Origin of the sequence: Peribacillus sp. NPDC006672 (assembly GCF_050274955.1) — a bacterium.
Taxonomy (GTDB): domain Bacteria; phylum Bacillota; class Bacilli; order Bacillales; family DSM-1321; genus Peribacillus.
In genome coordinates this window covers 59,313-85,406 of sequence record NZ_JBNNOR010000017.1, presented here as the reverse complement: position 1 = coordinate 85,406, position 26,094 = coordinate 59,313, and the positions used below count along the sequence as shown (strand labels likewise).

General features: G+C 35.9%; 16 protein-coding genes and 7 pseudogenes. 17 read left to right on the top strand and 6 right to left on the bottom strand.

Annotation, left to right across the window (positions count from 1 at the left end; translation table 11 throughout):
- Positions 1-244 precede the first annotated feature (244 nt).
- The 4 genes from ACQKKK_RS21930 (at position 245) to ACQKKK_RS21915 (ending at position 5,018) form a co-directional block, all read left to right on the top strand.
- Entirely contained in the window at positions 245-979 is a 735-nt protein-coding gene (locus ACQKKK_RS21930; RefSeq protein WP_427619074.1) for a TerC family protein, read from the top strand.
- Between the two features lie 322 nt (positions 980-1,301).
- Positions 1,302-2,405, top strand: coding sequence for a GerAB/ArcD/ProY family transporter (locus tag ACQKKK_RS21925; protein ID WP_427619072.1), 1,104 nt, complete (start codon positions 1,302-1,304; stop codon positions 2,403-2,405).
- Positions 2,377-3,879 (top strand): spore germination protein, encoded by a 1,503-nt coding sequence (locus tag ACQKKK_RS21920; protein ID WP_427619070.1) that lies wholly within the window; start codon positions 2,377-2,379, stop codon positions 3,877-3,879. The genes ACQKKK_RS21925 and ACQKKK_RS21920 overlap by 29 nt, the downstream gene beginning before the upstream one ends.
- On the top strand, positions 3,879-5,018 hold the full coding sequence (locus ACQKKK_RS21915; protein WP_427619069.1) for a Ger(x)C family spore germination protein: 1,140 nt from the start codon (positions 3,879-3,881) through the stop codon (positions 5,016-5,018). The genes ACQKKK_RS21920 and ACQKKK_RS21915 overlap by 1 nt, the downstream gene beginning before the upstream one ends.
- 699 nt (positions 5,019-5,717) lie before the next feature.
- Here the strand turns inward: ACQKKK_RS21915 and ACQKKK_RS21910 are convergent.
- A pseudogene (locus tag ACQKKK_RS21910) lies at positions 5,718-5,798 on the bottom strand (IS3 family transposase); the annotation flags it as partial.
- 451 nt (positions 5,799-6,249) lie between these two features.
- On the opposite strand from ACQKKK_RS21910, the gene ACQKKK_RS21905 reads away from it, so the two are divergent.
- The 3 genes and pseudogenes from ACQKKK_RS21905 (at position 6,250) to ACQKKK_RS21895 (ending at position 8,413) form a co-directional block, all read left to right on the top strand.
- Complete coding sequence (locus ACQKKK_RS21905; protein ID WP_427619067.1) at positions 6,250-6,525, top strand: hypothetical protein; 276 nt, start codon at positions 6,250-6,252, stop codon at positions 6,523-6,525.
- Positions 6,526-6,848: 323 nt separating this feature from the next.
- A pseudogene (locus ACQKKK_RS21900) lies at positions 6,849-7,250 on the top strand (IS1595-like element ISSpps1 family transposase); the annotation flags it as partial.
- 722 nt (positions 7,251-7,972) lie between these two features.
- Positions 7,973-8,413 carry an FtsX-like permease family protein gene (locus ACQKKK_RS21895; RefSeq protein WP_427619065.1) on the top strand — a complete coding sequence of 147 codons (441 nt, stop codon included), beginning with the start codon at positions 7,973-7,975 and terminating at the stop codon, positions 8,411-8,413.
- Positions 8,414-8,703: 290 nt separating this feature from the next.
- Here the strand turns inward: ACQKKK_RS21895 and ACQKKK_RS21890 are convergent, their stop codons facing one another.
- Positions 8,704-9,921, bottom strand: coding sequence for a cytochrome P450 (locus ACQKKK_RS21890; protein ID WP_427619064.1), 1,218 nt, complete (start codon positions 9,919-9,921; stop codon positions 8,704-8,706).
- A gap of 273 nt (positions 9,922-10,194) precedes the next feature.
- Here ACQKKK_RS21890 and ACQKKK_RS21885 point away from each other — a divergent pair.
- From ACQKKK_RS21885 to ACQKKK_RS21870, 4 genes and pseudogenes are all read left to right on the top strand, one after another.
- Positions 10,195-10,453: pseudogene (locus ACQKKK_RS21885) on the top strand (hypothetical protein); the annotation flags it as partial.
- 191 nt (positions 10,454-10,644) lie between these two features.
- Positions 10,645-10,743 (top strand): annotated as a pseudogene (locus ACQKKK_RS21880) (recombinase family protein); the annotation flags it as partial.
- A 259-nt stretch (positions 10,744-11,002) separates the two neighbouring features.
- Positions 11,003-11,899 (top strand): DMT family transporter, encoded by an 897-nt coding sequence (locus ACQKKK_RS21875; protein ID WP_427619062.1) that lies wholly within the window; start codon positions 11,003-11,005, stop codon positions 11,897-11,899.
- Positions 11,900-12,213: 314 nt separating this feature from the next.
- Positions 12,214-12,510 (top strand): hypothetical protein, encoded by a 297-nt coding sequence (locus ACQKKK_RS21870; protein ID WP_427619060.1) that lies wholly within the window; start codon positions 12,214-12,216, stop codon positions 12,508-12,510.
- 252 nt (positions 12,511-12,762) lie between these two features.
- On the opposite strand, the gene ACQKKK_RS21865 is transcribed toward ACQKKK_RS21870, so the two are convergent.
- Positions 12,763-14,556, bottom strand: a complete 1,794-nt coding sequence (locus ACQKKK_RS21865) for a LamG-like jellyroll fold domain-containing protein (protein ID WP_427619059.1) — start codon at positions 14,554-14,556, stop codon at positions 12,763-12,765.
- A 1,031-nt stretch (positions 14,557-15,587) separates the two neighbouring features.
- Here ACQKKK_RS21865 and ACQKKK_RS21860 point away from each other — a divergent pair.
- The 3 genes and pseudogenes from ACQKKK_RS21860 (at position 15,588) to cptIN (ending at position 18,305) form a co-directional block, all read left to right on the top strand.
- On the top strand, positions 15,588-16,145 hold the full coding sequence (locus tag ACQKKK_RS21860; protein ID WP_427619057.1) for a GNAT family N-acetyltransferase: 558 nt from the start codon (positions 15,588-15,590) through the stop codon (positions 16,143-16,145).
- A 319-nt stretch (positions 16,146-16,464) separates the two neighbouring features.
- Positions 16,465-17,435: pseudogene (locus ACQKKK_RS21855) on the top strand (DUF3991 domain-containing protein).
- A 339-nt stretch (positions 17,436-17,774) separates the two neighbouring features.
- Positions 17,775-18,305: a type III toxin-antitoxin system CptIN family toxin gene (gene cptIN, locus ACQKKK_RS21850; RefSeq protein ID WP_427619080.1), complete on the top strand. Its 531-nt coding sequence runs from the start codon at positions 17,775-17,777 to the stop codon at positions 18,303-18,305.
- A 418-nt stretch (positions 18,306-18,723) separates the two neighbouring features.
- On the opposite strand, the pseudogene ACQKKK_RS21845 reads toward cptIN, so the two are convergent.
- From ACQKKK_RS21845 to ACQKKK_RS21835, 3 genes and pseudogenes are all read right to left on the bottom strand, one after another.
- Positions 18,724-19,999 (bottom strand): annotated as a pseudogene (locus ACQKKK_RS21845) (IS110 family transposase).
- 294 nt (positions 20,000-20,293) lie between these two features.
- Positions 20,294-21,490, bottom strand: coding sequence for a macrolide family glycosyltransferase (locus tag ACQKKK_RS21840; RefSeq protein WP_427619078.1), 1,197 nt, complete (start codon positions 21,488-21,490; stop codon positions 20,294-20,296).
- Between the two features lie 770 nt (positions 21,491-22,260).
- A pseudogene (locus ACQKKK_RS21835) lies at positions 22,261-23,683 on the bottom strand (IS4 family transposase).
- 159 nt (positions 23,684-23,842) lie between these two features.
- Here ACQKKK_RS21835 and ACQKKK_RS21830 point away from each other — a divergent pair.
- The 3 genes from ACQKKK_RS21830 to ACQKKK_RS21820 are packed head-to-tail and all read left to right on the top strand — an operon-like array spanning position 23,843 to position 26,063.
- Positions 23,843-24,547, top strand: coding sequence for a lantibiotic protection ABC transporter ATP-binding protein (locus ACQKKK_RS21830; protein WP_427619055.1), 705 nt, complete (start codon positions 23,843-23,845; stop codon positions 24,545-24,547).
- 3 nt (positions 24,548-24,550) lie between these two features.
- Complete coding sequence (locus ACQKKK_RS21825) at positions 24,551-25,303, top strand: lantibiotic immunity ABC transporter MutE/EpiE family permease subunit (RefSeq protein WP_427619053.1); 753 nt, start codon at positions 24,551-24,553, stop codon at positions 25,301-25,303.
- 1 nt (position 25,304) lies between these two features.
- Positions 25,305-26,063, top strand: a complete 759-nt coding sequence (locus tag ACQKKK_RS21820; protein ID WP_427619052.1) for a lantibiotic immunity ABC transporter MutG family permease subunit — start codon at positions 25,305-25,307, stop codon at positions 26,061-26,063.
- Positions 26,064-26,094 lie beyond the last annotated feature (31 nt).

Sequence of the window (26,094 nt, the reverse complement as noted above, 5' to 3'; positions counted from 1 at the left end):
TGTGATATAAATTGAAACGCCGTATACGCGAACCGTACGTACGGTGTTGTGAGAGGGGCGAAAATAATACATTTATTTTCCCTCTACTCGATTGGAGCATATGGGACGGAAGGGTTGAATAAGGAAGTGGCTACAATGGGATAATAATGGAGGAGAAAGTGTTGGGGGATTATTATTCAGGTAATGTATACAGACGATATTGAAGTCATTTACATATACTTATACATGCTTATAGGGGGGTATTATGGAACTATCTTTATTATTGGAGTATGGCTGGGTTTTAATTATTTTAATTTTTTTAGAAGGTTTATTATCTGCTGACAATGCATTGGTTTTAGCCATTATGTCGAAGCATTTACCAAAAGAACAGCAAAAAAAAGCAATCAATATTGGATTGCTTTTAGCTTTTATATTCAGGATTGGTGCAATCTTTATCATTTCTTACCTTTTCCATGTTTGGCAAGTACAGGCAATTGGTGCTGCGTATTTGATTTTCATCTCTTTAAAACATTTACTAAAAAAGGACCACGGGGAAAAAGAAAAAAAAGTGAAAAGCTACCGTATGACTGTTGCACAAATTGCATTAGCTGATATTGCCTTTGCTATTGATTCCATTTTAGCTGCAGTCGCTCTAGTCATTGCCTTGCCAGATACACCCATGGGCGATATTGGAGGTATGGATGGGGCTAAATTCATTGTTATATTAATAGGAGCAATTGCAGGCTTAATTGTCATTCGGTTTGCGGCAGGTTACTTCGTTAAGATATTGACAGAACGACCTAGCCTCGAAACAGCAGCAATGTTAATCGTAGGTTGGGTAGGGATTAAGTTATTAATGCATACTCTTGCCCATCCTTCCGTGCACATTATTCCTCATGATTTTGTTGAAGGACCCATTTGGAATATAACCTTTTGGACAGTCATGCTTCTTATTGCTTTGGGTGGATGGTTTTTATCTGGAAAGACAAAAAAACGATGAAGCAAAATGAGTAACATTGTCTGAATAATTGTTCATTTTGCTCCCTTATTTTCAATATAAGGAGTTCCTTAGCTTAACAAAGAAAAAACAGACCGAATTCAAAATTTCGGTCTGTTTTTTCTTTGTTAGCCTAAATGACTTGTAACAAAAAATGCCTCTAAACTACTTGATATCGCATAGCCAATGATAAATGGCAGTGCATTCAGCTGAGCTTATTAACGGGTGGAGACTTTCAATTATCTATCAGTTCTTAAAGAAATGATACACAGTGTGAATAAAAACAAAAATGCCTCCTCATATTAAAAGAGAGGGGATGTGTCATATGATAAAGAGTATATCTACTTTTCAAGCAACACTGGTGCTGATTCTATCTACTGGGTTGATGAACCATGTTATAGTTTTGCCTTCACTGCTTGGTGCGGCTGGAAGAGATTCATGGATTAGTGCTTTAGGTACCGGGGTGCTTTTTCTATTATGGCTTCCCATGGTTTATTGGATAATAAGCAAAACAAAGCAACAGCATATCATTGAATGGCTTCATACTCACAGTCATCCGCTCGCCGCCTGGTCCATAAAAATCCTTCTCTTCTTATATATTATGTTAAACGTGTTTGTTACTTTATATAGCACATTTTCCTGGGTAAACAGTACTTATATGATTCAAACGCCAGATTATATATTATTTATACCTTTCATCATCCTATGCTTTTTTGCTGCCGAAGCTGGAATCAAAACAATAGCAATTGCCGGGGGACTGGTTTTGCCCCTTGTTGTGGCACTTGGATTTATGATAATGACTGCAAATATACAGTTTAAGGATTACTCCTTGCTTTTCCCTATTTTTGAAAATGGGGTTACACCTGCATGGAATGGGGTCGTAATACTTGGTGGAGGTTTTTCAGAGATATTTCTTCTCGTTTTGATTCAACAGTTTGTAAACACAAAAATAAAGTTCAGGAGTTTACTTTTTTTGGGGTTATTTATTTTGTTTATTACTATGGGACCAATAATAGGCTCCATTACGGAGTTTGGTCCGGTACAGGCAGCTAAAATCAACAATCCTGCATATGCTCAATGGAGGTTACTGACCATGGGTAAGTATTTGAACCGGCTGGATTTTTTTTCAATATACCAATGGCTTTCAGGTGCATTTATCCGTGTATCGTTATCGATTTTCCTAATGGGGGAACTGTTTCAGATTAAATCAAAAAAAATAAAAAATGTTTTATTGCTTGTTATATCAGTCACCTTAATCATTGCGCTTTGGATACCGATCGAGATTACAGCATTCAGGAATTTTACGGACCGATATTATTTTAAATTGAGTGTGATTTGCATTTTGGTTATAACCTTATTCATTAACTTAGTCATTTTTTTGAAAGAAAGGGTGAAAAAGAATGGAGCCTCTATTGAACAAGGTAAATAAGGGGAGTTCTAAGGAGATCCAACTAAAAACAGAGTATTTCAATGAACTATTCGGAATGAGCTCGGATGTAAAATTTAAAAAGCATACCATTACATTTGATGGGAAAATAAATCCGTGTATTTTGATTTTTTCAGAAGTGTTGGTCGATGTCAAAAAAATGTGGGAATCAGTAGCACGCCTTGAAGGTAATGTATTGATAAATTCTAAGCTGAGGGAAGAGGAGGTTATTGAAGATCCACAAGACGAATTTCAAGTCAGTAGGATTTTCCCTTTGACCACTGCAAAAGAAGAGGTGGAGGAAAACGTATTTTCAGGGATGGTCCTGATGCTATTCGAAGAATTGGAATTATTATATATGTTTTCCTTACCAAGCATCCCGAATCGAAGTCCCGAAGAAACAAGTAATGAAACTTCCATTCGAGGTCCGCGTGATGGATTTATTGAAGATATCTCTGTTAATTTAGGGTTGATCAGAAAAAGATATAAAACCGCATCACTCGAAAATCAATCATTTACCATTGGGAAAAGAAGCAAGACAAAAATCAATTTATTATATGTGAAGGATGTTGTAAATCCAGAAATCATTGAAAAAGTAACGAGGGAAATCTCTTCAATAAACACAGATGTCTTGTTGGGAACTACTGAACTTGAAGAATTTTTATCAGGCAGTAAGTTCAACCTGGTCCCATTGTTTGATTATTCTGGGAGGCCGGATTTTACTGTAGCCAGTTTAAATAATGGGCGCTTTGCCATTTTAGTGGATGGGTCACCAACTGCCTTAATTGGTCCAGGTAATATTACATTCTTGTTAAAATCAGCGGAAGATCGTCATACTCCATCTTACTACACAAATTTCGAATATTTCTTTCGCATTATCGGACTAATGATATCAATATTTCTTCCAGGTTTTTATATAGCATTAATATCATTTCAATTAGACCAGCTCCCCTTCTCATTTTTAGCGACAATAACCGTATCTAGATTTGGGTTGCCTTTATCAACGCAACTAGAAGCTTTCTTGATTTTGGGTTTATTTGAGTTGTTTCGGGAGGCAGGAATCACACTACCCAGAGCAATTGGCCAATCACTGGCTGTTGTGGGTGGCTTGATCATAGGGGATGCGGCAATTAGAGGAGGGATTGCATCCCCGACGATGTTGGTGGTGGCAGGTACTACTGCGGTAGCCACCTATACATTAATTAATCAGTCCCTAGGTGGGATTGTAAGCATAGCAAGATTTTTTATATTATTCCTCTCGTCCTTTTTGGGATTATTCGGATTTTTTCTGGGCGTTTTCTCGATTGTCCTCTATCTATCAAGGCTGCAGGTTTATGGTTTACCCTATTTAGCGCCCATCTCACCGATATCTTTTAAAGATTTACTAGGCGGCGGTGTCTTTGACAAGCCATATCTCTTTAAAAAGAAACGACCTGAAATGTTGAAAACTAAGGACAAAACAAAAGGAAATGGCTAATGAAAATGATATTAAGATTTATACTAATGGTTATGAGCCTTGTTCTTTTAAGTGGGTGCTGGGATTCTAAAGATATTCAAGATATTCAATATATAAGTGCAATGGGGATAGATTATCAAAATGGTCAGTATGTCGTTTATGTGCAGGTGACGTCTTTTGCCGGTGTGGCTAAACAAGAAGGCCTGGAACCCAAACCGACTCCTGTTTGGGTCGCGAAAGGGCAAGGGGAAACCCTGCAAGTGGCCATGAATGACATTTATAAAAGGGCAAATCAGTATATTTATTGGGCTCATGTTAAATTGATCATTTTCTCTGAAAGCATACTAAAACATGGATTGGACAACATAAATGATCCCATTTTAAGATTTCAGCAAATTAGGGAAACCACTTGGTTATATGGAACCGATGATTCCTTAGAAAAAATCCTCTTTGTCAATAGTTTATTCGGCTCTTCTGTGCAAACAAGCATTTTCAATCCAAATGATATTTATAAATTGAGATCCTATGTCGAACCCATCAGGATCCATAGATTCTATACGCAAAATTATGAAACAGGAATGACAATAAAACTACCGAAGATTTCGCTAAAAACTGAGGTGTGGAAATTCAAAGAAAAATCACAGGACACCGTAAAACTATCAGGGGCCTATTTTATTAAAAATAATCAACTAAAGGGGGAGATTGGAAATAAGCATCTTGGGGGATTGAGATGGTTAACAAAATCCACGGTAAGGTCCCCGGTTGCAATAAAAATCAATAAAAACATCGATGTTGAATTATCTCTATACAGGCCTAAATTCAAAATAAAACCAATTTATGTAAATGATAAAGTGGAATTCGATATTTCAATTGAAGTAGATGGTGCCGTGATGGATATGGAAGGAAACATCCCCTTTACCCAACTTAGAGAAAAAACAGAGAGGGCATTAGAGAAAGAAATTAGGGATACTTACAAATACGCCCTTGAAAAAAATTTAGACATCTATAATTTAGAAGGAGTTATCTACAGAAAGGATTTAAAAAAATGGAAAGAAATTCATAAAAAAGATTTCAACCTTAATGAGGACTCCATTCGTAATATTCAGGTGGAAGTTACTATTCAAAAAACAGGCGATTATAAATATGAGTACATGAATTGATTTTCCTTCAATCATATTTTATATGGCAAAAAGCGGAACGGAATCGTATGTTGAATGACAGAACCTTTCTTCAAAGCCGCTTAATATGATTACGATATGGCAGATACTGTAAAAAGAATAACTATGGAAGAACTTATTCTGCTTTGCCCAATTAACCAATAAAGGAATCTTGATATTACTTTAATAGACTTAAGCGAAATCCGTAGACGACTACTTGTGTACGGTTTTTAGCCTTGAATTTTGTCAATAAACTGGTTACATATTCCCTAATAGTATGGTCGCTTAATTTTTTATTGTTATTTCCCTCCGCCAGCAAATGGATTCACGCTCCGTCAATTGTAGGTCAGTATCAATTTACCTCACCATCCTTTCTTGATAAATATAAACCTTGCCGTTTTCCGACCTGTTCAAGTAGAGTCAGTTCTTTTTTTGAATGATCAAATTCCTCTCCTAATTAATCAAAGGTCAGCCAACCGAACACTTGCTGGTCTTGAACAATTGGTACACAAATGACAGATGAAAGATGATGTGAAAGAAGAGTTAAGGAGAACTTATATCATCAGTTGCAAACAGATAAGGAAAAAGAGGGAAAATCAAAAGGCCTTTGAACAAAGTGGCGCTAATGAAATGTTTATGCAAATAAGTAATTCATTTGGATTGTCAACATTAATCAAACAACTTTTTTAAGGGATAATTTTTTTATTCTAGAGGACTTAAGTAGCCAAGAGTTCCATGAATTCTTAGCTTATTAAACCAGTTCACATAGTCTCCAAATTCGTCTTTAGTTTTCCTAAAGTATGGTTTTAGATATTTTCGTGCATTCTATAAAAATAATCCAATTTTCATTCATTTTTCATGGAATTTTCATTTATACAGACTATACTGACAATATATTTTCCATTCAAAAGACTAGGGGTACTATACGATGAGTTCAAAACGGAGTACAAGAAAAAACAATCACTTTTTATCCAGCTATATTCCAAATCCAAAAGAACTAAGAATCATCATTATCTGTTTAATTATAACTATTTGTTTATTTTTCATAGGACTTTTACTTATTTCTCTTAATCATCAGCAGCTAATGATGCAAGATTACAAACATTATAAGATAATCGTAAAACAATTTGGGTCGATTTCAAGAATTTTGTATTTTGCCGTTTTGGCAATCTATCCTGTTTTTCTTTTATTAAAGTGGAAATGCTTGAAAACGATAATGTGGAGGAATTTTCAAATGAAAAATTTCTTGCAGTTTATCGGAAAGTTAGTAAGAAAATGGCATGTTCCCCTTGCGTTAGTATCTACTGGAGTCGTTTTTCTTCATGGATATTTGGCGATCATAAGAGGATTTAAATGGGATTTTACGCATACCACGGGAATTCTTGCTATTGTTCTCTTGGTTTTCCTCCTATTTATGGGGCTTAAACGATTCAAAAGAAAAGATAAAAAATGGCACTTTAAACTGGCTATTGGGTTCCTTATTTTATTTATGATTCATGCGTCATTTTAAGTGGATATAAACATTACCAAAAAAGGAGAGCTTATATTATCAGTTGCAAAGAGATAAGGAAAAAGAGGAAAAATCGAAATAAATGGATTTGTTGCTCGGACAAGCCTTTGAACAAAGTGGCGCTAATGAAATGTTTATGCAAATAAGTAATGAATTTAAACGTATGAAGTAAATCGTTTATCTCAATTAGTAGAAAAACAAAAAGAAAAAAATTAATTGAAGATAATAAAGGTTATGTTAAAGTTCATGGTTGATTTTGAATAAACCGTAATCATTTGTAATATCCTGATTGTAATTAATGACAAAAGGGGTTATTCAAATGACTGTGCGAACATATTGGGTGCTATTCTTCTTTAAGCGATAAGGACAAAGAATATATTCTAGGGTTTTAACCCGCCATTTCACTCCTTCTTCTTCTCAACAAGGAGCTTTAATTAGTCAACTTAGGGAGCGGAAGTTTTCCCACGGCTTTTCATTGTCGTCATTGTGGAAGTATGTCAGTTGTTCGTTATGGTAAGCGGAGTGGTCGTCAACGAAATAGTTGGTATCACTCACGCTGCTCTTGCAAAAGAAAGCGTAGGTACATTTAAGGAATAGTAGAAGTAGATGAAAGGCATAAAGGTCGAAAGGTTATCTCAACTCGTAAATCAAGAAAACGTGGTGGTTCAGCTTCAAAAAGAGGAATTTCCAACGATCAAGTCTTCGTATTGGTCGCAAGAGACCGGACAATGTAGACGGGAGAGCTAAAAAATATTGTTGAGCTAACGGTGTGTTAGCTGAAGATCAAAACTGTCTTTAAGGCAGTTTTTTTTTTGGCTCTTTTCGTAAAGATTGTTGTTTTTAAAACGAAACTATTTAAGGTTGATTGGAGCGGAAGTGCGAGACTCCTGCGGGAGCAGCGGGACAGGTGAGACCCCACAGGCGTTTACGCCGAGGAGGCTCACCGCCCGCCCCGCGGAAAGCGAGCATCTGGAGGGGAAATCAACCACACGGCACTACTTGGTAAAATAGCAACAAAGTATGCGAAAACAGCCTTTTTTTTGGGAATTAAAGGAGCAGTTTAGTCGAAAAATAGTTGGGTTTTTATGGTAACATAAAGCGATAGGTCAAGAATTATTTATGAATTTTAAAGCTAAGTTAGGTATCGTTACTCAGAGAGGGATTACATATGAAGAAAATAATGTTTAAACCAGAATATATTACAATGTCTTTGGGGTGTTTAGTAGGGATAGTGCTTCTCATAGGAATAACAAGTAGACTGTTTTCTATGAAAGAAATAGTTTCTTTTTTTCTCATAATGTCTTTACTTTTTGTTTTTAATATTGATATAAAAAAAGGTGCCTTTAAGAAGGAAAAAAACAAATTCCCTATCAAATATTTTGTATTGATTTGTCTATTTTGTTTATTAACCATTATCTAATTTATGCTGTATTGTTCATTGTGGCGATTGCTTTATAAACGTAATAAAACCGTTCTCATTGAACAGACCGAGAGGATGTTTCATCAGCGTTGGGGACTGTTTGCTGGGGTGCTTCTCATTTTAATAGCTGCAACTTGTGTTGGGGTATTCCAATCATTAATGCATTACATTTATTCAAAACGACAAGACTACGCAATTCAACGCCTAATTGGGTTTAAACCGAATCAGTTAGTCAAGCTTATCGTTGCACAAATTCTTCTATTTATAACATATAGCATCGTAGCAGGAAGTATTGTTGGTTGCACATTAACGTATACCTTAGCGATGATTGATTCTACGGGAGCATTATATTTTGACGTTCAAACCATTACAATGGTAAGTGTTGGCTTCATTGTTCTGTCCGTCCTCCTATTTGCTGGACAAGGCTGGCTGCTAACTCGGCAAAAACTAATTGATGAAATCCATTAACTATCGCTTGTTAAAAAGGGTTGCTTTTAAACGAACCAAAAAGCTAATATTTTGATATAAGAAATCAAGTTATGTGCCCTAAAATAGTCTTTAAACGAAAATGAAAACCATTTTGTGATTTTCATTTTCGTTTTTTGTATTTTCAGTTAATGAAATCCGAATGCCCCAATGAAAAAGGTCGTAACTAATACACTCTCTTTCATTGGGATTATATGAAAAAACTTCATTTTTAGTTATGGATAGGCTTATAGTATCTACTCACTGTTTTTATGTTCAGGCAGCAAGGCTCATTATCTGGTGAATTTTATAGGAAGGCTTTTCACACCAAAAACAAACGGACTTGGAATCGCCTCGAGCTTAGCCCCTTTTACACCTTCCAATTTTGAAAATGTGCTTAATAGTGTTCCTAGAGCTACTTCAGCTTCCAGACGTGCAAGTGGGGCACCTAAACAAAAATGAATACCAAACCCGAAACTCAAATGAGGATTTAACTTTCTTTCTAACGTAAACCGATTAGGCTCTGAAAATTTTTGTTCATCCCGGTTTGCCGAAGCTACCCAGCAAATCACTTGTTCCCCTTTTTGGATTGTTTTGCCTCCAACTGTGACATGTTCTTTTGCAATACGGCCAATTGCTTGTATTGGAGGATAAAAGCGTAATGTTTCTTCTACCAATTTTGGTATTAAAGGCAGATTTGTTCTAGCTTGTTCTTGTATTTTATCGTCTTCTGTCAAATAGCGCACGGCATTTGTAATTAAATTAGTTGTTGTTTCATTCCCCGCAACTAATAATAAAATACAGAAAGATAGTAACTCTTCTTCTGTTAATTCCTCCCCATCAATTTTAGCCGCTATTAATAGCGAAATTAAATCTTCTTCAGGATTATTTTTTCGCTCTTTAATTATTTTTTTGAAATATTCTTTAAGAAATTCGCTTCCTTCCGTGCGTTTTTGGGTCATGATTTGGAAGGCTTCACTTGAATTGTCTTTGGCACCTTCCACGAGAACATCGGAATAGGTTTTAAAAAGATCGCGATCCTTAGTAGGGACCCCCAATAATTCGGCAATTATAATGACAGGCAACGGGCCAGCAAGATCATGAACGAGATCCATGGTTTCCTTCTCATTAACTTGATCGAGAAGATAATGTGTCACTTCTTCGATTTTATTTCTTAAATCCTTCACTGCTTTAGGAGTGAAGGCCTTGTTCACTAAGTTTCTCATTTTCGTATGTCTAGGAGGATCCATTGTCAAAATGCTTCCTTGCAAAGTTCCAGAACCTCGTTCCGATGAAAACAGTTTTGGATTTTTTAGAATATAATGAACGTCTTCATATCGAAACACATCCCAGCAGCTTCGAGACTCGTCGTACCTTACAGGATTTTTTTGCAGTAAATCATTAAAGATTGGAAAAGGAAATAATTGATCTGCGTTCGAATCAATTTCTCTCATGGGAATGAGATTAGCATACTGTTCCACTGCACTCGTTGATTTCTGTTCTTGTGTCATGGTTTCATCTCTCCTTATATTGTCTAACATTTATATACAGAAAATAGTCATGAACCGGTTCATTCTTCTAAGATAACAAACTCGTAATTCGGTTTCAATTGACATAAATTGAAATATTTATCAATGAGAAGAAAGTAATAAATCGAGAAACCTGATGTTTGATCCACCAAAAACCTCTTTTGAGTTGCTTAGCTTATCGTTTAAGGTCCTACCAGTACCCTTAGTCACTAAAAATCCAAGGCTATACCCCAAATTCCTTCATATAATTTTATAAACAAGAATAGTGTTTTGAAGGCACCGATAGAAGGATGGGTAAATCCTTTATATGGTTTATATCCGGTTGATTTTAATAGGGACGGCATATATGAGCTAGAAGCAGAGGGTTGCCGGTCTGTACAATGCCGACACACTCGGATTTTTACAGTCCGAATTGAAATGGAATGGAGCTAAAGGAAAACAAATAGCAGATTTCTTTAAATCAAAATTACTTGTGTTCCAGCAATACAGACTTTTAAAGCCAAGAAGTCCGTAGTATCAGTCCCGTTTTTTATCGTTTACTAGTTCAAGATGTTGTAGGTATCATTGCCGGATGAACCCTATAAAGATTTTGTTTATTTTAAAATAAACCTCGTTAGAATATGAATTGTATTGGTCATCCCCAAATAGCTATATACTTACTATTTCGTAATTAGCAGGATTTATTGTTTAGATCTACCTTCATTACTGAAACGTTGTGGACGAAATAAAGGGAATGTCATCACGAAAAACATTCAAGCAGACATCGTTGTGATGGATATGCCTTTGTTGGACACGACTCAATTTTGATACATTCATTACTGTTTGGGTTTTGCCAGAGTCATAAACGGATGACGGAAGAAGACGGGATAGAAGTCAAAAATGTCAGCGTGAAGGAATGGATGTGGGTTTAGTCTATAAATTTATAGAAAGCAGGAGAGAATTACAGCAAATGAAAATCCTTTAACTTACTATGCCACTTTACAGCAGGTTAGGAATTTTATTGAAGTTCTTCCGTATCCATGATACCTTCAATTTATAGTGAATGGTTAGGGAGGAATAGCTTTTGAACACTAAGGCATTTTTATTGGGATCTATTACAGTTATTATTTGGGGATCTACATTCGCTGCTATTCGTGCAGGCTTGCATGGCGGGTATTCAGCTGGCCATTTGGTGCTTGTTCGTTATTTAATAGCATCAGGGGTTTTTGTCCTTTATGCTCTATGGCCTGGGGTGAAATTTCGACTCCCGAAAAAAGGGGATATGTTGAGGATATCGATCCTCGCATTTATTGGTATTAGTATTTACCATATCGGGGTAACATTCGGGGAACTAACCGTTTCGGCGGGAACCGCTGGAATGCTGATTGGTTCAGCACCTGTTTTCATCGCGATCATCGCTGCAATCGTTTTAAAAGAACGCCTCGGTTTATTGGGATGGATTGGTTTAGGTATAGGATTCATAGGGATCACCTTAATAACATTAGGTACTGCAGGCCCTTCACTAAATATTTCTGAAGGAGCCTTTTTAGTGCTGATGTCTGCTGTTGCTTCTGCGGTGTTTTTTGTTTTCCAAAAGCCGCTGTTTAGCCGCTATAATCCGATTGAATTGACAGCTTATTTCACATGGATCGGTACAATACCCTTTTTCATATTCCTTCCTGGGCTCTTTCAAGATATTCAACAAGCTACAATGGAAGGTCATATATCAGCGATTTTTGTTGGTGTTTTCCCTGCGGCCATCGGTTATGTTACATGGGCAATTGCACTCTCGCTAGGAAAAGCAAGTTCCGTTTCTAGTCTGTTATACATTGAACCTGTTATTGCCATTTTCGTCGCCTGGGTTTGGCTGCAAGAGGTGCCGAGTACTCTTTCAGTCATTGGCGGCGTGATTGCTATTTTCGGAGTCCTTGTTGTCAATTGGTTCGGAAAGTATCAATCAATAATGAAAAAAGCTGCATGAAGATTCACGGTTTATCCTAACTCAGGAATACACCAACCCTTATTTAGGTTTTATTATGACATCCTGAGGCAAGTCCGTTATTATATTGGGATTTATTGTATCTGGGAAACTAGGTTATCTACTGACTACCTTTTACATTTATAGGGCAACTTTGATTAAGTTCGCGTAACCATGTAGCGAATCATAACTTTCTTTTACAATCATTTAAATAAACTAAAACAAAGAACAATGTCGCTCGAGTCCCTGATAAGGTGCGGACTAAAAGAAGAGAAAAGAAAAAGATATTTCATCAATAAGACTAAAAGGGGATAGGAATGATCTATATTGCAAGAACTCAAAGAGTGCTATTAGGATTTTTAATGTCAAGTATAATCCTTCCTCACATCATTATAAAAGATTTCTCCATGGGATTCATAAGTTACATTCAATTTGCAACATTGGTTTTTCTTCTCGCAGCATTCTTCATTCATTATGAATTTATTATGGAGAATGATTGTTTATCCTACCAAATAAAATTTTGGAAAATGCCAATCTATAAAAAAGTAATCTACCCTGAACAAATCATCCAGTTGAAATTCACAACTGTGCGGATGGGTTTATTATCCGTTTGAAAAAAGGGCTAAATATTCGGATTTTTGGTTTTAATCCAGATGAGGTCTTAAAGAATATACTGAATTACGGTAAAGAAAAGAATATATCAATTACTAAATCAAAATACTATCTGGTTTTGGAAAAAAAATGATGAATGAAGCATGACGATTAAAATTAGTAGAAAAATAGGCTCCAAATAAAGGAATCCCCCTAGGTTGATAATATAGCTTGGTTACACCTAGGGTGGTGGGTTTTTTCTTCATCTTAGTAAATTAATTAAAGTTAAATCTATTTTTAAAGTCCCAATTCAATGTAAATGAATTATTTTCACCAGTTAAAAATTTATAATCGATATAAGATTTTTCTTTTGTAGACATTTCATCGACAAATGGGGAATAGGTACGGAATATCAGTTCTTTTTTCTTTTCATCAAATTCTACAAGTCGTAGCCAGCCATTCCCCCCTCGATAATTCGTTTGGTAATTGACTAGCATCTGAATGACATCGTTTCCTGCTGAGTTTTGTTTTACCTGATGTGCTATTCCAAAATAATGTCCATTTACCGTCATGAACACTTGATTGTGGTCCTTAACAAGTTCCCTCCAAATCAGTCGGCCATTAGAAGACTCGACGGCAATGGTTTTATCATCTTTAACTTTAGGGTAAATAATATCATGTGAGACGAGGATCGTCGGTTTATCTTTATGTTGATCTAGAACCTGTTTTGACCATTCCAAGTCCTTATGCAAACTTTTCATATCCACTATTAAGATTAAGTATTCATAACTTCCTGATTTTGCCATTGCATAAGAGCTATATCCAGAGGGCGAAGACTCCTTATAGTATTTTTTATTAACAAAACGCTTCGGCCCATAATGTGTTAAGAAAGGATCTCCTTTCGCATAGTCATGATTTCCGGCCGCTATCATATATGGAACTTCATTTTTATCCAAATGGAAAATGGCTCCGAGGGAATTCTGCCATTGTTCTTCTGAATCATTATCGACTATGTCCCCAACAAATGTATTCATAATGATATTGTTCTTCTTAGTGTTATTGGATATCCAGTTCATTTGGCTATTGAAAATCTCGGGATTTTGGCTTGAATATTTCTGGGTATCTGGAACAAAAAGAAAATTATAGTTATTTTTATCCGTTAAAAAGGGTAAAGCTTTATTTGATCCTTCAAATGGTTTATCGTCGCGAGCATCCTGCACAATCCATTCTTTTTCAGTCAAAGCCTTATTAGCAATTCGTATTTCTTGGATATTCCCCCCGAATAGTCCACCCAGCTTATTTCCCCATTCAGAGGCTCCGATGTTCCAGCCTTTACCTTTTAATGCTGCAATTCCGATGACCTTTTCTGATTTTCCGTAATCACTTACGCCATTCAAAGTTAAAGTCGTCGTGTAACTATCATTAACGACCGCCAAATGGTACCACTCATCAGGATTTAAAGCTCGGGACCAATTGCTAACATTATAATTTAAATTAGATGGATGGCTTGTCCAGTGAATTTTTTGATCACTGGATATAGATAAAGCCGAAAGTATCTTCTTCTCGCCTTTCAATTTATTAAGATCGGCAGCCTGTCCTTGTCTGGAAAAAAGACCCATGCCGCTCTTTGATTCCCTTGGCAACTTAAAAACCGCTTCAATGGTAAAACCCTTATCGAATTTCTCAGAATTTATTGGTGCATCCTTTTTGGTTTTGAAGTATCTTCCTGAAGGTGCGTTCTCATAATTTGCGAATTCCATGCTTCCTCCTTCTTGTTGATCATAATAATCTTCTTCAGACCATTGAATCATATTTTTCAATTCAGGCGAGGCAGGATCTCCTATTGTCACTAACTCCAAATCATTTCCTTGTTTGCTTGTATCTTCTAAAACTAAATTACCTTTATCGATTGAACCGCTTTTAACATGCTGTTTTGTGAATTTCCAATTTGCCACGATACCGCCACGATCATTTTTAGAAGCGGGATTAAAAGAATCGGCCGACTTAGCGATACCAGGAACAATTATAAATAAGAGTGAGAGACCTATAAAAGCTTTTTTCATTCTCATAAAACATTCACCCCATTAAATTTTGATTAAGCGATTTTAAGAATAACCGTTATACATTTATTCTTTTTTTACTGCCTGGATAAATTGTCGAAAACTAAGCCTAGGCAGGGAGATTCTTATAAGCTGCAATATGGATATAGTTTGCTTATCTTCTTGATAACTTATTAAGGATGAGTAAAAAAGACTTATTTCTGTAAAATACATTAGGAGATAAGACCTAATGCGTTTGATTTACCTTGTTGAAAGAACGCTTTAATCATTAAATTACAATTAATTGTCAAAAAGGAAGTGTTATTGTTTGAATGAATCTGAACCTCTGATGGGGCAGATAGATAAGCAAGCATTTGTCAGTATAAGGACAATGATTCATCAAGAAAATGAGGTGAAAGAAATAGTAAGAAGGAGATAGATAGCTTACTGAAATTGACGTAGTATTCATCTTAGGAGGCTATCTTGATTTATAGGAGATGTATGAATAGTGAAACAAAACAAAAATGATGATGCAAATTTTTTTGCACACGAGAAGGACTTGAAGCTGACATCCAATTTTCGCTTCTCGCAAAGAGCAAACTTGGCATGTAGATAGGAACAAGGCAATCATCTGTTATCCCCAGTTGGGAACTATCAATCTGAAGGTGTACGTGAAAAGACCTTCTTAACAGAGAACGTTGTAAGTAACATCGTAAAATTTCGACATACATAAATGAATTGATTGGTGCAGGTTTAAGCATAAGAGCAATAAAGGAACCGATGCCTTGATGAAATGTTAAGAAGTGTTCTTGAAATGAAAGATAAAAATCGAAGGCCAATGTTCTTAATGATTTCAGCAGTAACAGAAATTGATTTATAAATAATTGAATCAAGTAAATGGTATATTAAGGCGTTTCTACAAAAGTAGAACGCCTTTTTACTATTAACATTAACGAGGATTCAATAATTCTTACCAATAAAGAGTTGATTATCGGCCTTAATTAAGTAATGATTGAAATAGTAAAGAATGGAAAAAGGGACTTTGGGGGGAGGGGATTTGGATGGAAAAAGTATTTCCGCTTATTGAAACACGCCGATTGATTTTAAGGAAAGTTACAATAGAGGATACTGGAGATATGTTTACATACCTATCTGATACAGATGTCGTGAAGCCAATGGGGTTATATCCATGCCAATCAGAAGATGAAGTATGGGATGAAATTAAGTGGTATGAATCTATATTCAAAGAAGGTACAGGTATTAGATGGGGAATTACATTAAAAGAATCCGGTAAGGTAATAGGCAGTTGCGGTTTTCTGAATATGGTCACCAAACATCATCGAGCTGAAATTGGATATGAATTAAATAAAGATCATTGGGGAAAAGGCATTGCAAGTGAAGCATTGGAGGCCGTTGTAAAGTATGGTTATCGCCACTTTCAACTGGAAAGGATAGAAGCTTTAATTGAACCTGCTAATCGCGCATCCTATAAACTAGTGGAAAAACAAGGATTCAGAAGAGAAGGATTGCTGAGGCATTATGAATATACTTGTGGCAAATTCGATGATTTATATATGTACTCACTCATAAAAGAAGAACTTAATGACATTTCCTTATAACAAACTGAAGATCGCTAAAAAGCGGTCTTCAGTTTGTAGACAAAAGGGGTTCGGAATTAAAACATTCCGAACCCCTTTTGAAATTCCCTTTGAATACATATCTTTCACCGAGTCATATATAAATGAGAAGTCAATGGCGGCATCCATTTTTCGAACCAAAAGGTTCGCTGGTACCAGTTGATCTCGCTGAATAGAGCGTATTAATTTTGATACTACAAATAAAAACATTAGATTTTAGTTTCGCTTCTTTTACAGGTTTTAATCTAACCGTAGATTTAGAAAATTTAATAAATCAAGCTAAATCGCTTATAGGTCTGTAATAAATAGGAGGGGATTTTATGTATACAAAGAAGATATAAAAAAAGCTGAAGCAATAGATATTGTTGAATATTGTGATCAAAATAACATTGATGTACAAAGTGATAATGAAAGATATTACCGATTAGTAGAGCATGATAGTTGTGTTATAGACAGAAGAAAGAATGTTTTTTATTGGAATTGTAAGGGGAAAGGTGGAAATGTCATCAATTTTGTTCAAGAAGTTGATGATACAAATTTTATGGGAGCTATGAATAAGCTGCTTGATGAAAATCACGATTATCAAAACAATAAAACTGTAGAGTTTATAAGTGTTCCTTATGAATATTCTCCTGAAAAAGATGTTGATGAATTCGATAAAGCGAGAGATTACTTAATAAATGAAAGGAAAATTGATGCTGAACTAGTAGATGACCTACATGAAAAAGGAGCAATAAAACAAGACAAATATAATAACATACTTTTTCTTTGGAAAGATTACGAAAATATAATGGGTTGCAGCGAACAAGGTACCATTCAATCCGAAAAATTCAAAAGAGGAACCTGGAAGCGTTCAAAAAAATTCCACTGCTAATTATGGATTTAATGTAAAAAATGGAGACCCAAAACACTTGGAATTTTTTTGAATCTTCTATAGATTTACTTAGTCATGCAACCTTAAATAAAAAAGAACTAAAAGAAACCTGGTTAATCAGCATGGAGGGTTTGAAGCATAATACTGTTTATAATTATGTATTAAAAGCAAAAGAGCAATTAAAGGATACACCAGAGAGTGTTTCACTATGTGTGGATAATGATAAGGGTGGAAAAGCTTTTGGTGAAAAATTAAGTTTATTAGAAATTTAAAAAAAGGATGGTACTTCAGAATTGCCGACAAAAGGTAAGGATTGGAACGAACAATTAAAATTGACAGTTAAAAATCGAGAAGAATCAAAAATGAGAATATATAAACAAAAGCAATTAGAACGGTAATTTTTTTGACATTTTTTGAGTTAAATTATATAATATTGGGTATATTAAAGATGGTAGGTTTGTCGCTATTCCTTAAGCGACGAATAAAAAAGGAGTCGTTCTTCCTAATGACGACTAAGAAGAAGGGATCGCAAACCCCGGCTGCGATTAATAAAATCGGGGCCTGTAAGTATACTGAGTTATAAAAGAAGCTAGAGAATTTTGCTAGAGAATTTTTAATTCTCTAGCTTCTTTTTTTTGCTCTGGAAAATGTGGTGAAAACAATGAATCCAAATAAACATTATATAAACACAATTAAAGATAAATATTTTGAAGATTAACCAGATCCAAATTTGAAAGATAAATAAAGGTGAATCTCGGCCGAATTATTTTGTATTTGAAGGTGATAATAAAGAAATTTTATGGTTTATACCCCTATCCTCCAGGATCGAGAAGGTCTTAAGAATAATTAGAGAAACACAAGGTAGACCTTGTGATATAGCTCATATATGTGATGTTGGCCATAGAAAACAAGTCTTTGTTATACAAGATATGTTCCCGGCAACTAAAGATTATATTCAGCAAGAATATACTGTTAACAGAAATCCTTATAGATTAGTAAATCAAAAGGATATCCAAATCGTCGAAAATAAAGCTTCAAGAATAAAGAGTTTAATAGATCGAGGCATAAAGATCATGCCAACCCTACCTAATGTAAATCAGATAGAAAATCAACTCTTGGAAAAGTTAAATAATGATAAAATAAACGAACAAAAGCTAACAAATGAAGATTCCAGCAAAGAAAATATAGATAACGATAAAGAAAATACAGGTAGAAACGAAATAAGACGAAGAGAATTTTTAAGAAGACAAATGAATAGAGAAAGATAAACTAATGAATATCACCCTTCCATTAGGACTCCCTCAGTTTAATAGATAATGCTCACGAATACTCGCTTATTCGCAGGATTTCAAACCACATGGTATAGGTTGCTTTAGATGAACGAAAGAGATAGGACCGTTTTGATAAGATAAGGGCAGATTGAAATAGGGGTTCTGTTAAAAATACCATATTATTACATATTCTGCACGCATTCTCCACGCTGCCCCTGGAGGCTTTCCCTCCCATGTCTCAACGGGTCATAATCCTATGCCCTTTCATTCCTTCGTCATGCCTATCCAAGGGGTGGAGGCCGGTTTTGCTAACGGAACGGGTCATTGCCCTTTTGTTCTATATATCCAGTACTTCGTGCTTTCTTTGAAATCCTACGAATAAGCCAACTTTCGTAAAAACAATGTGAATGTAAATTTACGCTGCTAGTTGTTCAAGAGGGAAGACCATTTCCGGTTTATAGGCAGAGCCATTACGAGCAATCCCTACTAGGACACGGGCGAGTTTTCCACATAGTTTCATGATGGATTTCATTTTCTTCATCTTCTTCACTTTAACGTTGTTTGAGTGTAGGGCTTTAAACTCAGGGTTATTCATCACCAGACTCATGGTCGCAAGGAAGAGGTAACGCCGTAGACGTGATCTTCCACGTTTGGAAAGAACAATTTGGCCTTTCCACTTCCCAGAGCTGGCCTCAGCGAGATGCAATCCTGCATGACGAAGGAGCGCATTCCCGTGAGCGAACCCACTCAGATCTCCAGCTTCGCCTAAGATGCCCGCCAGTGAAATCTCACTGATTCCTTTAATGGCAAGTATTTGCTTAACGAATGGGATCTTTTCCAAGACGTTTGTGACTTCTTGCGTCACTCTTTCGAGTTGGGATGAAGCGAGATCATATTTCTCTAATAACTTGTTCCAAGTGAAGTTTATACGCATCAAGGGCTTGTTTCGTACCAATTGAACGCTTGGCCAACGCAAGCAGGGAATGGGCTTTTTGATGCCCCGAATGTCGCTTCATACATGATTTCCACCCGGTTACGATATCTTGAGGCTGTAAGGAACATAATTCAGCTGGGGTAGGAAAGAGGCGTAGGGTTGCGATTGCCCCTTTACATGATACGTCTTTAAACACTTCCCGGAGTTCGGGAAAGACAACATCCACCCAGCGATTAATTTGGTTGATGGAGCTAACAAGACGCTTAACGATCACATCTCGGTTAGCCATAAGGACACGAAGTTTTTCAAATGATTCTGAAGTGGAACGAACGAAGGCATAGTAGCCATTCTTCACCATATCAGCGATGACAAGGGCATCTTTTTTATCACTTTTGGATTGCGTATTATCACGATTTTCTTTGTTTCTTTTGACATGGTAAGGATTGACCGTGACGACATCCATGTTTTGTTTGACTAGCCACTTTGAAAGGTTTATCCAATAATGACCGGTAGGTTCCATTCCGACTATCGTGGTGTCTAAGTTTTTCAGGTGTTTTAGTTCCTTGATCCAGTTTAGTAAGCTAGTAAAACCCTCTTCGTTATTTTCAAAAGACAAAGGTTTCCCGACCACAATGCCTCGATAGTTTACAGCACGGGCCACGTGTACATGTTGGGCAATATCCACACCAACAACTAGATGTTGATCCGTAATTCTCTCAATTAGTTGATTTTGTTTGTTTTGCATTTTAAAATTCATAGTAGTGCTTCCTCCTTAAGATTTTGAGTTAGATTGGACTCTATACTCATATCTTACTGAGGGGCTCTATTTTTTTCAAACCTGATATTTAACGATCTACAGGAATGCTAATGGGGATAGAAAACGTTGTAATTCTTGTGCAAAAAGTGTCAGTTCACTGAAGTTGATAGGATTCATAAAAAAAACACTATCCTTTTTCGTAAACTATTTACGATAAGCATAGCGCTTTTTTTATTTTAAAAGGTATTGTTTTAACTTAGGTTGATGGGCATGTGACTGTACCCCTTATATGCCTTAGAAGATACCCGAACGTACCTTTTTTAAGTACTCATCTATAGATCTTAGAGCTTCTTTTGCTCCACCTGCTTTTTTAAAGCTATTGCTCAACTTCTTAGCATTTTCCCGATAAGCAGGATTGGACAATACCTGTTGAACGGATTCTTGTAGCTTTTCTATGCTTACTTCATGTGGATCAATTCTAAACCCGGCTTGAAGTTCCTCTAATCGATTAGCGATCATAGGCTGATCTGAGGTCTGGGGGATGACGACAAGGGGCACTTCATAATAGAGAGCCTCGCTCGTACTATTCATTCCTCCATGAGTAATGAAGACGTCCGTATGCTTTAAAACTTCAAGTTGCGGTAAATATCTACGTACAATGAAGTTTTCCGGCAAATGCTGCAGCTTGGCTAAATCAGTAGCCATGCCCACTGAAAATATGACTTTCCCCTCAAAGTTTCTAAAAGCCTCTACACAGGTTTGAAAGAAAGATTCAAATCCTTGCAATATGGTACCCATTGAAATATACAGTACTTTCTGGTCTTTCAATTCCTCTAACGGAAAATCATGTGTTTGCACCCGTTTCGTGATGGAAGGACCGATAAATACATATGAATCATCCATATATTCTCCACCTGGTTGAAATTCTCTGCTTGTATAGACAATATTCAAATCGGAAGTATTCATCATAAATTGGAAGTGGTGCTTTACCTTCACACCGAAACGTTCCTGGATCCGTTCCGTTATAGTCGAATTTTCTTTCTCCATTTCCGGCGATGGATTTAGAGGAAGACCCCTGCTACTTTCTAGCATTTTCAGGAATTGCTCCTGAGGAATAGCGAAGGAAGATGATGAAGAGATAGAAGGAATGTTTAAATAGTCTTTGACAAGCAGTCCCGCACCAAACGTATCATGATACACATAATCAAATGGAATGGAATCAGCTAATTCTTGAACAACAGCCAAAATATCATAGGAAAGTTTTAATTTGACTTGCATAAATTCATGGATACTAGTGACTTTTTGAGGTGTTAATCCCTTTAAATGATTTGGATGAAGATATACATTCGCACCCAAACCTTCAATTCTCTCTCTAAATTCTTCAGTGGTTACGTAATGAACAGAATCTCCACGATCAATTAAAGCTTTTACTACACCAAGAGTTGGATTAACATGCCCCTCAGCTGGAATGTTTATCATTAATACATTCATCAACTTTCATTCCCCTTTTCAATAATATATAAATCAATCAATCTCTTTTCATGATACAATACCATTCTCATCTTTTTCCAATATAAACCATCACGCTTGTATATAAGGGGTGAGGCAAGTATTTCTTTTTTAAGCCATTCACTACAGACAATAGTGATTTGAGCTATTAATGAAGTTCTCTTCACTTTTCTTTATCGTTAACTGATGGATTTACAGGATATTTTATGCCAATCCCATTTAAAAATGACGGATAAGCCATCTTCTATGCCATTTTTACCTCTGTGGTTCCAAAAGTAACGAATTCTTACCGTACCCGGTTAAGGATAGAAAAGTCATTTCAAAAAGTACTTTAAAGAAATGACATATATCAAATGAGATCATTCACCTTCTGACATGCAGATTAGAGCTATCATTCTATGTGTCAAAAAGTAAGCTTTATGACATTACATCCTTATCGTTGGGAAAAATGGCAATTTTTAAACCTGAATTCCCTTAACGTTCGTTTTTCTGGTGGGAACCCCATGCCCATCAAGGTAAAGTTTTGGAGCACCCCCAGAACGAAATTTTGGACTTTCTTGTAACCTATAGCTCGTTTTATTGGTTTTGGGGGGACCTCGGCTTGATGGGCATGTGGAGGTACCCCATCGCTATCAAGCTAAGCTCATACAAAGTCAATTATAGTAAGGTTTTTTCTTTTTTCTAAAGGCTACGTGTAGAGAATTTAAAGATTTGCATACGAAATAAACCCTAATGGGTTTCATTTTTTTGATTTAAGCCGCTTGATCATCAGACATGGTACAATTGTAAACGACACCTAATATATCAAAGACTGTTTTCTTCTCGTACCTATGAGATTTCCGCCCGTTTTGCTGTAGTAGGTTGAACATGCGAATTAGAATTTTTGATAGCTCTTGGGTGTCTTTCTGTATAGCTTGGAAAAGAAGAAGAAAATAATCTTTAATCATATATATGGCCTTATATTCACTCATTTCTTTTTCATAAGAAGTAATTGCCGCATTTGAAACATGATAGAAGAACAGAGTAGAATGGCAATCAGTTGTCCATACAAATGGCATTCCAATCGTTCTCGTTTTATCTTTTTACAATGATGAATATGAAAAAATGATTTCCATGTTTTAAATAAAATCTCGATTTGCCAACGTAAAGAATACCCCTACAGATATTGTCCCATCGGGACAATATCTGTAGGGGTATTTGTCATATATACATTGATACCGCTAAGTCGTTTACTACGAGCAGAATACTTTGTTCCCTTCTTTTTTTCTCTTACAGTCTGATCTTGTAATCGTTTTTGTTGCTGTTCTTCTGTAAGTCGATGAACAATTACACGAGCTGGCACTTTATCAATCATTCCTACATAAGCATTAGATATTTCGTATGTTTGCCCTGGTTGAAGAGAATTCATTAATGCCTCCATATCTATCTGTTTATATTCTGTTTTCTTCTTTAGTTTTCCATTTTTATAATAATCAGGATTAGGATTTTTTTGATAAATACGTGTATTTGATTTAATACGAGAGATATAGTAAGCCTTTTTATCTTGTATATGTTGAAGATCTTTCAGATGAAAATAGCCTAAATCCCGAATACATAAATCATTTTCTTTCACGGTTGGAACACACAGAGAACCATAGGTTCGATCATGTTGTTTTCCTGGACCTGTATGAATATGTAAAAACTGTCCACTTAATAGATCATACTCCAATTGAATTTTTAATCCCGCTGTATGGCTGCATCCTCCTGCACCTGGATAAACGCTTGAAAAGGAATCAGGTAGTTGAAATGTAGTGGAATCTAAAATACGAATACGTTTAAAAACAGAAGTATAGGGAGAAGAAAACGATATAGATGAAGCTAATTTTTGGTTTAGTAGTTTGGCTAATATCTGTTGTAAAAAGTGAACAGCTGCCTGGTTAAATCGTTGATTCAGTCCCTCAGGACTGATAAGCACTTCGGTTGATGCTTCTAACAGCTAGATAGCTGAGTTAAAGAAGTCATAGCAATTTTTTGACTCATCCACACACATAAAGCGATTAAATCCTTTGCTTGGTACTTACTCATTCGCTGAACAAACCCAACATCTCTAGCAAGATTCTGTAAGGCATTTGGAGATAAAAACCTTTCAATCTCTTGAGCAAATAATTGTAATTCATCAGATATAGAAATAGACATACGAAAACGCCATCCTTTCCTATGATTCTACAGAAACAACTTTTTTAACTTTATACAAAAAGCGCTTTTTCTTTGTCCTATTGTTTTTTCATTTTCCTTATAGAATCCTTATAATTGTCGTTTATTCTATACTCATAATATACGAGGAGGAAGATTAGAATGAATGAGATTATGTTAGAAACAAAAAATCTTTGCAAAACATTTCAAAAGCAAAGTGTGATACAAAATATTTCGCTTTCTGTACCGAAACATTCAATCTATGGATTGTTAGGTCCTAATGGAGCAGGGAAATCGACCACTTTGAAAATAATAACGGGCATGCTTACGCCTACTTCTGGTGAGATTCATTTTGATGGTCATAGATGGACGCGGCACGATTTACATTCTATTGGTGCTTTAATTGAGTCACCTCCGCTTTATGAAAATTTAACAGCAAGAGAAAATTTGCTCGTTCGTACGACTGCTTTAGGATTGCCAAAGTCAAGAATTGATGAGGTATTGCGTGTTGTAGAGCTAGAGAATACAGGTAAGAAAAAGGCAGGGAAATTTTCGATGGGAATGAAGCAGCGATTGGGAATTGCCATTGCATTACTGAATCATCCGAACCTTCTAATATTAGACGAACCAATGAATGGACTGGATCCTTTTGGCATACAGGAATTAAGAGAATTGATTCTTTCTTTCCCTAGAAAAGGAATTACTGTCATTTTATCCAGTCATATTTTAAGCGAAGTAAGCCAGGTTGCAAATCATGTTGGGATTATATCGAACGGTATATTGGGGTATCAAGGAGAATTGAATAAGAACACTGATTTGGAAAGCTTATTTATACAAGTGGCGGGAAAATATAGAAGGGAGGCATAAGAAGTGATTCCATATCTTGTATCTGAAAAAATCAAAATCAGACATACTTTTTTAAATAAACTTATCTGGCTAGCTCCATTAGCTCCGATGCTGCTTGCTTTTTTATTATCGGGGGATTATTTTCAACTATCTAGTTACAACTGGTGGTACACTACTATTCTTCCTGGAATGCTTTCTTTAAGTTGTGTACTTCTTGCCGAGAAGGATAAAAAAATGAATAATCGGGCTATTTTATCTTTACCCATTTCATTAAAACAAGTATGGATTTCTAAAATATTATTGGTTTTAGGAATTTTGATCTGTTCCTGCATGATTTTTTTCTGTGGCATACAGTTATCTAGTTTAATAGTAAATAAAGAGAATTTCCAAATCATTCCTGTGATGAATGTGTTATTAGGAAGCATTGTTTTGATCGTTACTTTTATGTGGCAAATTCCTATATGTTTGTTTTTAGGTAACAAGATAGGTCTATTTCCGACAATTCTATTAAATATGGGAGCAAATGTATTTTTAGGAATTCTATTTGCAACAAAAAGTATGTGGTGGATGAATCCATTCACATATCCAAGCAGACTCATGATTCCGATTGTAAAAATACTACCGAATGGTTTGTATGCAAAACCAGAGAGTGTAACGTTTACGCCAGAACTTCTTTCCTATTCTGTTATACTGCCAGGGGTGGTCATTTCGGTAGTGTTGTTCCTTTTGTTCACTTATATGACAACAAAATGGTTTGAAAAGCAGGAGGCAAACTAAAATGGGAGTTTTACCAAGGGTATTAAGAGCTGATTTTCTCAAGATGAAGAGTACGATTTTTTTCTGGATACACATAGCGATGCCAATTATCGGGATTGTTCTGTTTTTAAGTTATTACTCCTTTTCAAAACTTGATTCTATGAGTAAGGTTCCAGGCTATATACAAGTATTATCAATAGCTTTTCCGCTCTTAATTAGTGTTGTATGTTCTTTTGTTGTGGAACAGGAAGCGTTGGCCGGGAATTTTAAAGAACTTTTATCAACAGAATACGGAAGGCGGAAAGCATTTATTAGTAAACTTTGTTTACTGCTAATATGCGGATTTTGTTCTAATGTATTGGCAGTCTTTGGGTTTGCAGCAGGTTTTCATTTTGTGCTAGGGCAGAATGAATTTCCACTGTCTGTCTATGCTGAGATTTCTTTCGTCCTTTTTGGATGTCAAATCTTTATGTATCTATTTCATCTGTTCCTAAGCTTTCGCTTTAGTAAAGGTGCTTCCATTGGGATTGGCATTATAGAAAGTTTACTGGCAGCTTTAATGCTTACCGGACTGGGGGATGTGATTTGGAAATACATTCCGTGTGCGTGGGGGATGAGATTGAGTAGTAGTTTCTTTGCATACAGATTGAATCCAGATTCGTTTCATGCTTTACAAGTAGATACTCAAATGGGAGTAGTTATGTGTATTTGCTTAACGATCATTGCGTTTGTTATGTCACTTATATGGTTTTCCTTTTATGAAGGGCGCAAAGAAATATAAACACATTTTGTAAAAACATCATTATAATGGA

Excerpts from the sequence above, each read along its gene's own strand:
- ACQKKK_RS21865 (WP_427619059.1), bottom strand. The coding sequence starts at position 14,556 with ATGAGAATGAAAAAAGCTTTTATAGGTCTCTCACTCTTATTTATAATT.
- ACQKKK_RS21890 (WP_427619064.1), bottom strand. The coding sequence starts at position 9,921 with ATGACACAAGAACAGAAATCAACGAGTGCAGTGGAACAGTATGCTAAT.
- ACQKKK_RS21930 (WP_427619074.1), top strand. The coding sequence starts at position 245 with ATGGAACTATCTTTATTATTGGAGTATGGCTGGGTTTTAATTATTTTA.
- ACQKKK_RS21830 (WP_427619055.1), top strand. The coding sequence starts at position 23,843 with ATGAATGAGATTATGTTAGAAACAAAAAATCTTTGCAAAACATTTCAA.
- ACQKKK_RS21840 (WP_427619078.1), bottom strand. The coding sequence starts at position 21,490 with ATGAATGTATTAATGATAAACATTCCAGCTGAGGGGCATGTTAATCCA.
- ACQKKK_RS21820 (WP_427619052.1), top strand. The coding sequence starts at position 25,305 with ATGGGAGTTTTACCAAGGGTATTAAGAGCTGATTTTCTCAAGATGAAG.
- ACQKKK_RS21915 (WP_427619069.1), top strand. The coding sequence starts at position 3,879 with ATGAAAATGATATTAAGATTTATACTAATGGTTATGAGCCTTGTTCTT.
- ACQKKK_RS21920 (WP_427619070.1), top strand. The coding sequence starts at position 2,377 with ATGGAGCCTCTATTGAACAAGGTAAATAAGGGGAGTTCTAAGGAGATC.
- ACQKKK_RS21905 (WP_427619067.1), top strand. The coding sequence starts at position 6,250 with ATGAAAAATTTCTTGCAGTTTATCGGAAAGTTAGTAAGAAAATGGCAT.
- ACQKKK_RS21925 (WP_427619072.1), top strand. The coding sequence starts at position 1,302 with ATGATAAAGAGTATATCTACTTTTCAAGCAACACTGGTGCTGATTCTA.
- ACQKKK_RS21870 (WP_427619060.1), top strand. The coding sequence starts at position 12,214 with ATGATCTATATTGCAAGAACTCAAAGAGTGCTATTAGGATTTTTAATG.
- ACQKKK_RS21860 (WP_427619057.1), top strand. The coding sequence starts at position 15,588 with ATGGAAAAAGTATTTCCGCTTATTGAAACACGCCGATTGATTTTAAGG.